The sequence below is a fragment of the Acidobacteriota bacterium genome, assembly GCA_034211275.1.
Taxonomy (GTDB): domain Bacteria; phylum Acidobacteriota; class Thermoanaerobaculia; order Multivoradales; family JAHZIX01; genus JAGQSE01.
The window spans coordinates 1-10,297 of sequence record JAXHTF010000223.1; the positions used below are offsets into that span (position 1 = coordinate 1).

At 70.3% G+C, this 10,297-nt stretch carries 8 protein-coding genes; 3 read left to right on the plus strand and 5 right to left on the minus strand.

All coding sequences use genetic code 11. The features are described 5' to 3' along the window. The coding region (locus SX243_22630; GenBank protein ID MDY7095781.1) for a hypothetical protein at positions 1 to 924 on the minus strand (924 nt) is incomplete at its 3' end. 246 nt (positions 925 to 1,170) lie between these two features. Here SX243_22630 and SX243_22635 point away from each other — a divergent pair. Continuing rightward, entirely contained in the window at positions 1,171 to 1,656 is a 486-nt protein-coding gene (locus SX243_22635) for a hypothetical protein (GenBank protein MDY7095782.1), read from the plus strand. Positions 1,657 to 1,763: 107 nt separating this feature from the next. Then, positions 1,764 to 3,392, plus strand: a complete 1,629-nt coding sequence (locus SX243_22640) for an NAD(P)/FAD-dependent oxidoreductase (GenBank protein MDY7095783.1) — start codon at positions 1,764 to 1,766, stop codon at positions 3,390 to 3,392. A 24-nt stretch (positions 3,393 to 3,416) separates the two neighbouring features. Here the strand turns inward: SX243_22640 and SX243_22645 are convergent, their stop codons facing one another. The 4 genes from SX243_22645 to SX243_22660 form a co-directional block, all read right to left on the minus strand. Beyond that, the gene (locus SX243_22645; protein MDY7095784.1) at positions 3,417 to 4,154 is read right to left on the minus strand and encodes a lysophospholipid acyltransferase family protein; all 738 of its coding nucleotides are present in this window, start codon (positions 4,152 to 4,154) and stop codon (positions 3,417 to 3,419) included. Between the two features lie 34 nt (positions 4,155 to 4,188). After that, positions 4,189 to 5,355 (minus strand): lysophospholipid acyltransferase family protein, encoded by a 1,167-nt coding sequence (locus SX243_22650; GenBank protein ID MDY7095785.1) that lies wholly within the window; start codon positions 5,353 to 5,355, stop codon positions 4,189 to 4,191. 132 nt (positions 5,356 to 5,487) lie between these two features. Further along, the gene (locus SX243_22655) at positions 5,488 to 7,986 is read right to left on the minus strand and encodes an MMPL family transporter (protein ID MDY7095786.1); all 2,499 of its coding nucleotides are present in this window, start codon (positions 7,984 to 7,986) and stop codon (positions 5,488 to 5,490) included. Next, positions 7,983 to 8,729 carry a glycosyltransferase family 2 protein gene (locus SX243_22660; GenBank protein MDY7095787.1) on the minus strand — a complete coding sequence of 249 codons (747 nt, stop codon included), beginning with the start codon at positions 8,727 to 8,729 and terminating at the stop codon, positions 7,983 to 7,985. The genes SX243_22655 and SX243_22660 overlap by 4 nt, the downstream gene beginning before the upstream one ends. Before the next feature lie 553 nt (positions 8,730 to 9,282). On the opposite strand from SX243_22660, the gene SX243_22665 reads away from it, so the two are divergent. Further along, positions 9,283 to 10,104: a polysaccharide deacetylase family protein gene (locus SX243_22665; protein ID MDY7095788.1), complete on the plus strand. Its 822-nt coding sequence runs from the start codon at positions 9,283 to 9,285 to the stop codon at positions 10,102 to 10,104. Positions 10,105 to 10,297 lie beyond the last annotated feature (193 nt).

Consider the following 10,297-nt stretch of genomic DNA (forward strand, 5'->3'; position numbering starts at 1 on the left):
CCCCACCAAGACGCCCAACCACAGCTGCCAGCCGGCGAAAATCTGCAGTGCCAGGGGAATCGGCACCACCGCCACCGCCACCGCCGCCAGGCCGTGGGTCCCCTGGTAGATGCGCTCCACCCAATGCAGATCGCGCTCCAGGATGCGCCAGAGGAATTGCATCCCGAAGACGGGGATCAGACAGGCGGCGACCATCCAGCCGTGGAGCAGCAGACCGGGGTCGAGGTCGGTGAGGAACCGTCCCTGAGAGCGCAGGAAGACCGACAGCGCCGCCGCCGCCAGGGCCGGCGACAGCCAGAAGAAGCCGCGCATATGCTCCCGGGCCAGGGAACCGAAGAGCACGAAGAGAGCCATGAAGGCGAGGATCGCCGCCACCAACAGATCCGGCAGCAGGGACCGATAGGCACGGTCCCGAAGCTGATCCAGAGGACCGGCCTCCAGTGGACCGAAGTGCACTCCGCCGGCAATCCTCGGCGCCGTCGGCGAACGCCAGATGCGCAGCGCCACCAACGCCCGTCCGTCGACTCCGAAGGCCGACGCCGGAACGGCGAAGATGCGATGGTGGTTCGGGTCCGGAACCGCCTCCGGCAGCAAGCTCCCGCCCCCACCCACCAGCTCTCCTCCAACGTAGAGCTCGTAGGCGGAGCTCACATCCCCCAAGCGGATGGCCCAGCGAGTCTCGCGGATCTGGCGAGTTTCGGACTCGGGGAGCCCTTCCGCCGTCTCCGGCGGCAGCTCCAGCTGGACTCGATACCAGCCGAAGGAAAGATCCGGATACCCCTGGCGGCCGAGGGGACCCGGTACTGAAACCTCGCCCCAGCCGACCTCCGGCAGACCGGGCTCGGCCCAGCCCAGATCGTCACCGGCGCGGAAATCCCAACGGCCCGCCAGCGGCGTCACCGCCCCGGCTTCCAAAGAGATCACCGGGGCAGCGGCAAGGGACTGGCCAGCAACCGCAGCCAGAAGCGTCAGGGCCGTTACGGCCAGCCATCGAGCTGTCGAAGGATTCACCCTCAGATTGTATCGGAGTTGCGCTGGGGAACAAGCAAACGGGCCGGGGTCGATTCTGGACAGGCCCGCGGCGGCGCCCATAAACTGCCGTCTCCCATACCGTGCCCCAGGCACCGAACCAGACTCCCGAACTAGACAGCCGAGGCCAGGAGCCCCAAAGTGACCGATGCCGACGACCGCCGACCCTCCGAAGATTCCTTCCCCGCCATCGAATCGCTGATCCCCCACCGCTCCCCCATGCGCCTGGTGCGAGCGGTGGTGGAGCGGGGGGACGGCAGCATCCGCTGCAGCGGCCGGGTGCCGGAGGACAACCCGACGGCGGTGGACGGCCGGGCACCGGCCATCATGGCCCTGGAGCTGGCGGCCCAGAGTGCGGCGGTGCTCGAGGCCCTGCAGCGGCGGGACGCCGCGGCGGCTTCGGAGGGTAGCGACGAAGGCCCGCGCATCGGCTATCTGGTGAGCCTGCGGGGCGCCCGTCTGCACCAGCCGACCATCCCCGCCGGAGAAAGCCTTCACGCGACGGTCCACCACGCCGGCGGCGCCGGCTCCCTGGCCCGCTACGAGGCGGTGGTGACCTCCCCGGACGGCGACATCACCTACGCCGAGGCCGTCCTCGGTACCTATGCCCTACCCCCTGGTGGGTAGCGCCCCAGTACCGGGACCAGGGCCGAGGGCTGAAGGCCGTTTTCCCACGGCTCTGGACAGTTGACCGATGCTTGCCGGGTCTGGGCGGGACGGATAGACTGAGCCGAATGGACGCATCATCGACCTCCGCATCACCTACCGACGCCGCCACCGCGGACGCTCGGAACAGCACGAGCTACGACGCCATCTTCGTCGGCGGCGCCTTCTCCAGCGCCAGCTGTGCCCTGTTGCTCAAGCAACGGCGGCCGGAAGCCCGCATTCTGTTGGTGGAAGCGCGGGATCACGGCGAGCGCAAAGTCGGCGAGGTAGGAGAAGCGACGGTGGAGGTCTCCGGCTGCTTCCTGCACCGCAACCTCGGCCTCTATGATCACCTCTCCCGGGAGCATCTGCCCAAGCACGGCCTGCGCTATTGGTTCACCGATGGCCCGGAGCGCAAGCTGCGGGAAATGTCCGAGGTGGGCCCCACGATGGTGCCGCCGCTGCCCAGCTTTCAGCTCGACCGCGGGCTCCTGGACGAACACCTGTTGGACCTCGCCGAAGAAGCCGGCTGCGAAGTGCTGCGTCCGGCCAAGGTGGAGTCGGTGGAGACCGGCTGGCCGGTGACTACGGTGGAGGTCGCCACGGACGAGGGCCCACGCACCCTCACCACCCGCTGGCTACTGGACGGCAGCGGCCGGCGCACCTTCCTGGCCCGACGCCTGGGGCTCAAGGAGCGCGAGGAGCGCCATCCGGTGGCCGCCCTGTGGGGCCGTTGGGAGGGCGTGCTGGACCTGGACAGCGCGGAGATGCTCACCGACCGCCCGGGCAAGCCGGGGCTGCCCCCCACCGCCGCCGCCCGCCGCCTGGCCACCAACCACTTCTGTGGCTACGGCTGGTGGTGCTGGGTCATTCCCCTCGCCAACGGCCGCACTAGCATCGGCCTGGTCTACGACAAGAGCCTGTTGGAGCTCCCCGGATCCGGCCCCGTGGAAGCTCGCTACGTCGACTTCCTGCGGGTCCAGCCGGGACTGCGGGAGCTGCTGGCGGACGCCCAGCCCATCGACGGCGAATTCATGGCCTACAGCCACCTGCCCTACCGCTCCCGCCGCTACATGGACCGCGGTTGGGGCCTGCTGGGGGACGCCGCCGCCTTCATCGACCCCTTCTACAGCCCGGGGTTGGACCACGCCGTCATCTCCGCCTTCGCCACCGCCCGCATCGTCGGCGACGACCTGGAGAGCGCGGTGGATGAGGACGGGTTGGATCGCCTTATCGCCGAGCACAACTCCCAGTTCTGCCGTTCCTACGACCGCTGGCTGCTGGGGCTCTACGAGAACAAATACGAGCTCATGGGCGACGCCGAGCTCATGGCTTGCACCTACTTGGTGGACACCGCGCTCTACTATCTGGGGGTGGTGACGCCGGTCTACACCGTACCCGAAGCCCTGGCCAACCCCATCCTCGGCTTGCCCAACCGCTCCGCGAGCATCGCCTATCGCATCCTGCGGCTGTTCAACCGGCGGATGTTGCGCCTGGCCCGGGTACGCCGCCGCAACGGTACCTACGGCCGCCGCAACATCGGCTGGCGCCTGACCAACAAACCCTTCGGTCTGCACCACAAGACCCTCTCACCGCTCTTCCAAGGGCTGCGGCTGTGGCTCCGGCTGGAGCTCTCCGCTCTGGGCGGACGCTGGCGCTCCGGCGGCTCCACCGAGAGCCTGCCCACCACCGAGTCCGCCGCTACTGAGCCGGGCTAGGGGCTCCGCCCCGGCCTTCTCAACTCAGTTTCTTCCCCGCAGCTCTTCGAGCATCCCCTCGATCTCCGACCGCGCCCGGCGGGCCAGCCCGGCGCGATCCTCCGGCTCCAGACCGACGGTCTCGATGGGCTGCCCGAAGCGCACCCGGATGATGCCCGGCCGTACGGAGAAAGTCTCCGGCGGCAGAATCTCGGCGGCGCCGTCCACCGCCACCGGCAGTACCGGCACGCCGGCCTCGATGGCCGCCAAGAAGACTCCCACCTTGAAGCGCCGCAGGCGTCCGTCTCGGCTCCGCGATCCCTCGGGAAAGGAGAGAAAGCTGTGGCCCGTGCGCAGCAGCTCGATCACCGTCTCCAGCTGGCGTAGCGAGCGCAGCCGCTCCCGCCGGTCGATGAAGACCATGCCCATGGCGGCGATGTACCAGCCCAGGAAGGGCACCTTGCGCAGCTCGTCCTTGACCAGGAAGCGCAGATTCACCGGCACCGCCCGGAAGGCGACGCAGATATCCACCTGACTTTGGTGGTTCATGACGAAGAGATAGGGACGGCGGAAGTCGATGGCCTCCCGCCCCTCGATGCGCAAACGGATGTAGCCGACGTTGAGCAGCCCCGGCGCCCAGATGTGCCGGGCCATGGCGAGGGGAATCTCCGCCGAGCCGGTGACCAGCCGCACCACCAGAGCGGCGGTGATCCAGAACGCGCTCCACACCACCAGCGCCACCGCCTCGACGCCGTTGAGCAGCCACCACAGGAGCTTCACCATCGCCAACCTTCCACCGCTCAGCTCCCCGGGAGGATCAGGATCGAGGCCAGAGCTCGCGGAAACAGAACCATTGGGTCGGCGCCCGGCGGATGGCCGCCTCCACCTCCGCGGCGACGCGCTCCACCGCCTTCCCCAGATCGCGGCGGCGATCCCCGGTCTGGGAGACCTCGATGGGCGGCCGCACCACCACCCGCGCCGCCAGTCGGCCTTCCCGCAGCATGAACACAGGCAGCAGCGGCACCTCGGCAGTACGGCCGAGCACCGCCGGGCCCGCGGGTAGCTCGATCTCGCGGCCGAAAAGGTGTCCCTTGTGGGTGCGGGTCCCGGTGCGCGGCCGGTCTCCCTGCACCGCCACCACCTCGCCGCGGCGCAGCGCCGCCAGCAGCAACACCCCTAGCCGGGTGGGCTCCTCGGAGAAATGCACCGTGTAGCCCGCCGCAGCCTTGCTGCGCAGCAGCTCCGCCACGAAGCGCTGGGCCTGGGGATCCATCTCGTCCTCCCGCACCACGTGCACCGGCCGCGGCCGCTTGTTCGCCGCAGTGCGGGATCCGGACTCCCAATGGCCGATGTGGGCGGTCACCAGCACCAAGCCCCGATCTCCATCGAGGCATTGATCCAAATACTCCTGCCCTTCGATGGTGGTGCGCACCCGCTTGTCCGTGGACAGCTCCTCGTAGCGCTCGGTAGTGCACCAGGCGAAATTCCACAGCGTGGCGTAGACCCGTTTCTGTCGCTGCCACCAGCCGCAAGGCCCCAGCACCGCCTCCAAATTCGAAGCGACGGCGCGGCGGATCCGGCCCAGGAGCAGAAAAAAGACGGTGGTGAAGAAGACGGTGAAGGCCCAGAGGCCCCACTCCGGCAGCACCGAAACCCCCCAGCGGTGGAAACGGAACCAGAACGAGCCGGTGAAGTAGAAGCGCCCCAGCACCTTGTGCAGGAAGCCACCCACCTCGGGAGCGTGGGGTGGCAGCTCCCGCTCCCCGGAGGAGCGGGGCTCCGAGCGCCCTCCCCGAGGCTGGGCCCCGGGCTTCGGAGGCGCCGCGCGCGGGCCGGAAGAGGTCTCCTCCGGCGCCGATGAAGAAGTCGAGAAAGTGTTTTCCAGAGGCTGCATGGTGGCTCGGTCCTCGTCCTGCGGCGCGTTCGGCCAGCCGGTGCTCTCGGCCAGGACGGCATCCTTCGGCGCCGGTGGCCGCCGCGTCATCGCCTCGCCGCCGGGAATCTCACCGGCCGGAGGCGCGCTCGAGGGTAGACGATCATCCTACGGTCAACCGCTCGGGATGGCAAGGGAGTGAGCTTTGCAGAAAACCCTTCGCAGTACCACCGCTCCGACCGCTCATCCACTCCGCCGGGGGCTCCGCAAGGCCGCCAGCGCCGGCAGCAGCAGGAGCGTCGCCAGCAGGCTGGCGAGGACTCCCAGAGCCACCAGGGAACCACCGTTGCGCAGCCCCGGCACCCGCGACAGCAGCAGGCTGCCAAAGCCCACCACGGTGGTGAGGGTGGTCAAGGTCATGGCCCGGCCGGCGCCCCGCACCGACGCCGTCAGGCCTTCCTCCCGCGAGCCGTGGACCGCGTGCAGGCCGTCGTCGATGCCGATACCCAACATCACCGGCACCACCGCCAGGCTCACCAGATCGAGGGCGCCGCCGGCCAGCGCCCACAGCCCCAGGGTCCACACCGACGCCAGGCTCACCGGCACCATGGCGAGGACGGCGGAAGAGACCCGCCCGCGGAAGGAGACGAGCACCACCAGAGCCACCAGCGCCAGCGCCCACCCCGCCAAATTGCGCAGGTCCCTCGCCGCCAGGCTGCGCAGCTCCGGCCCCATGGCCACCGCCGAGGCGAAGGCCAGCCCCGGAGCCGCGGCGCGCATGGGCTCCAAGAGCTCGGCGGGCGGTCCCTGATTCCAGGTTCCCGACGGCAGGCGTAGCGACAGGGCGACCCAGGCTCCGTCGGAATCCTCCCGCACCAGCTGATCGAGCCACTCCGGCCAGGCTTCCGCCGGCGGCGCGTCCGGATCCCTCCCCGCCGCCATCGCCGCCAGGGCGTCGAGACCGGATCGGAAGGCCCGCGGATTGAGGCCCACGGCCCGCAGCTCCTCCTGCGCCTGCTCCGCCGCCCGGGCCAGCAGCTCGCCCTCCGGTCCCTGGGCCAAAGCCTCGAGGCGACGGGCGGTGCGCTCCTCCCCCGGCAGCCAATCCGCCGGCGAGGTCACGCTCACCCCCGGCGGCGCCATCCGGCGGATCAACGCGGTCACCGCCGCCGCCCGTTCCAACGCCTCGCCGCGGGTGGCGCCGGGGATCACCACGTTGGCGGTATCGAGGCCGACGGCGAAGCGGTCCACCAGCAGCCGCTCCCCCTCCAACGCCGGATGGTCGACGGGCCGCAGAGCGCTGAGGTCCGGATCCAATCCCAGCCGTCCCAGCCCCACCGCCGCCACGGCGGTGAGCCCCACCGCCACCACCAGCACCGTGCGAGCATGGCGCTCCCCCAGCGCCGTCGACCACCGGACCCAGTGCCCCAGCCAGCGCCACGGCGGTCCCGGCCGGCGGCGGGGCGGCGGCAGGACCACCAAGAGTGCCGCGCCGGCGGTGGCGGTGGCCAGCAGCACCGCCAGCATGCCCACCGCCACCACCGTTCCCAGCTCCCGCAAGGGCCGGAAATGAGCCAGCGCCAGGACTCCGAAAGCGCCGGCGGTGGTCAGCGCCGAGGTCAGGATCCCCGGCCCGGCGTGACGAAAGGTCTCCGCCAGGGCGCCTCGCCGCTCCTGCCCGCCCAAGACCTGCTGGCGGAAGCGGGTGGCACCGTGGATGCCGTAGTCGATGCCCAACCCCACGATCACCGAGGCGAAGCCGACGCTCACCCCGGTCACCGGTCCCACCACCAGGGCCACCAAGCCGCCGGTCCAGACCAGGGCGAATCCCAACGCCAGCAGGCAGACCAGGGGCAACAAAACGCCCTCGAAGGCCAGCACCAGCACCGCGGCACAGCCCAGGATGGAGCCGGTGAGGGTACGGCGGAGATCCGTGCGCAGCAGCGCCTCGTCCTGAGCGGCGTAGAGGGGACCGCCCAGGGCATGGATCTCCACCGGCCCCTCGATCTCGCCGCGGACCTGCTCGAAGGCCGCTTCCAGCTCCGCCAGCAGCGCTCGACCGCCGGCGGCGTCGATCTCCGACTGCGCCGGCGTCAGGATCACCAAAGACGCATCGCCGGAGTCGGAGAGGAAGGTGGAGGTGAGGGGATCCATGGGCAATCCCGAGGGACCGCCGGCCAGCGCCGGCAGATCCTGGGCGAACCCCAGGGGATCCGCCTTGAGCAGCGGCGCCTCGAAGCTCCCCGCCGGCGTGGCCAGAGTCCGCCGCATGCGCGCCACCCGCTCCGCCACCGCCTCCGGAGCGGCGCGCTCCGCCACCGCCTCCCGCCAACGATCCTCCGGCAGCAGCAACAAGGCCCGGGGCAGGCCGTAGCGGAAGATGAAGTCTTCGTCCTCCGCCTGTAACCCCGAACGGACGCTGGCCACCACCGGGCTCGCCGCCAGCAGCTCCTCCAGCCGGCGAGCGGTCTTCTGGGCTCGGGCGCCGCGCTGGTCCAACGAATCGCCTTCCGGGGCGGTGATGACGATGAAGACCTTCTCGAAGCCACCGAAGCGCTCCAAGAAGACCCGGTAGTCTTCCGCCGCCGGCGAGCCCTCCGGGAGGAGCGAGACCAGGTCCGCGTCGATGCCCAGACCCCGCCCGGCCACCACCGCCAGAGCGCAAAGCAGCAGGGCCGCCAGCAGCGTCCGACCGGGGAAGCGGCCCGGGTAGCGGGCGAAGAGGTCGCCGAGGCCACTCATGGCATGCGCTCCAGCCGCGCCCGAGTCACCGCCCAGGCGATGCGCAAACCGTCCACCAGGGCGCGGTAGTGGCTGCTGCCCCGGCCGTCGGCGCCTCCCAGCTGCACCGGTACCGAGGCGAGGCGGAAACCCCGGCGCCCGGCCCGCACCACCACCGCGCTCTCGGCGTCGAAGCGCTGCTCGGGGAAGCCAGTGGCTTCGAGGAGATGGCGGGTGTAGATGCGAAAACCGGTCTGCACGTCGTCCAGGCTGACGCCGGAGACGAAGGAGATGATCCGCGACGACAGGCCGTTGCTCACCCGCCGCAGGCCGCTCATTTCGGCGAAGAGGTGGGAGCGGCTGCCGAAGACGAGATCCGCTCCCTGCTGCCAGGCGGGGATCAGCTTGGGAATCTCCGAGGGCAGGTGCTGGCCGTCGGCGTCGAGGGTGAGCACCGCCGGATGGTCGTCGGCGAAGAGATGAGCGAAGCCCGCCGCCAGGGCCGCTCCCTTGCCTCGGTTCTCCGGCAGCGAGAGCACTTCCGCCCCGCCGCGGCGGGCGGCATCGGCGGTGCCGTCGGTGGAACCGTCGTCCACCACCAGCACCCGCGGCAGCTGCTCCGCCGCCCCCCGCGCCACCGCTTCCACCCAACGCTCCGCCTGGTAGGCCGGGATCAGCGCCGCCAGCCGGGCTGGATCCCGCTCTGCGGCCGATGGCGGGCCCGCGGCGGAGTCTTTGGAGTCTTGATCAGAAGGGGACAGCACGAAGATCTCCGGCCCGCCGGAGGGGCGTCGGGAGTGATCGGTTTGAGAACGGCAAAGCTGGGTTTCGGGAGCCTCTGCGCGGGCCTCTCAGTATACTAATCGAGATGGTGGGCTGGCGCCCACCCTACGGATCGGAGAGGCGGGACCTGAGCTGAAGCTTGCCTCGGATGGGGAGACTTGATCGAGTAGCTCGGTGGGGGACAACGCGACGGGGGGAGAAGATTCAGCGTTCTAGTCTTCGTTGGGGCCAAGCCCTCACCCCCTCCGGTCCCCCTCTCCCAACCGCCCACCCAACCTGCCGGTAGAGGGGGAAGCTCAAAGCTCATCGCCGAACCAAGATTGGGCGCTGGAATCTAGAGGGCCGAGTGGAGGCGCCCCTCTACCAGGCGGGGGATTGGGAGGGCTGGGAGAGGGGTCGGGGTGAGGGGTTCTGCCAACTGCCCGCACCGACCGCCTTCCAAGTCTTACCCAGTACGATCCGCTGGATCGCAGTCAGTGCTGGTCTTCGTCTGGAATTCCCGACCCGATCTACCAAGCTCTATCTCTCAAAACCATGCCGACACCGCCCACCCCGCGCCCCTGGCGCCCTGCGCCCCTGGTCGCCACCGGTCTCGCCCTCCACGCCGGGGCTTTGGCCACCGTCCTCGCCGCTCCCCGCCTGTGGCCCTGGGCTCTGGGGGTCGCCGTCGCCGACCACGCCGTCATGGCCACCGCCGGCATGCTGCCCCGCTGCTCCTGGCTCGGCCCTACCCTGGTGCGGCTCCCGGCCTCGGAGGACTCCGCCACCGTCGCCCTCACCTTCGACGACGGACCGGATCCGGAGGTCACCCCGCGGGTCCTCGATCTGCTGGCCCAGCGCGGCCTCCAGGCCACCTTCTTCGTCATCGGCGAGCTGGCGCAGCGGCATCCGGAGATTCTCCGCCGCATGGTGGCGGAGGGGCATCGGGTGGAGAACCACACCTGGTGCCACCCCAACACCTTCGGATTCTACGGTCTCCATCGCCTGGGCCGGGAGATCGACCGCACCCAGGAAGTGGTCGCCAAGATCACCGGCCGAACCCCGATCTATTTCCGCGCCCCGGCGGGGATCCGCAGCCCTCTCCTCGACCTCGCCCTCACCCGCCGCGGGCTGATCCTCGCCGCCTGGACCCGCCGCGGCTTCGACACCATGGATTCGGACCCGGACCGCGTCTACCGCCGGCTGGTCCAGGACCTCCACCCCGGCAACATCCTGCTCCTCCACGACGGCCGCTGCGCCACCACCGCCGAGGGCTCGCCGGTGGTGCTGGAGATACTGCCGCGACTCCTCGACGCCCTCGAAACCGCCGGCTTGCGGGGCGCCCCCCTGCCGGACGAGACGCCTTTTCCTGAGTAAGAAGGCCGGCTGGGAAGCCGGCGCTCCCAGGCCCGCTCCTCGACTCCCGAGCCGGCGGCCCAGGCGTTCCCGGCTCAATCTTCCAGTGGGTGCAATGCCTGGATGCTGTCGCGGACGAGCTGGACGAGCTCGGGGCGCTCGAGGTCGCGGTATTCGGAGGGCGGGATTTCGGGGCCGAAGTGGATCTTCAGCC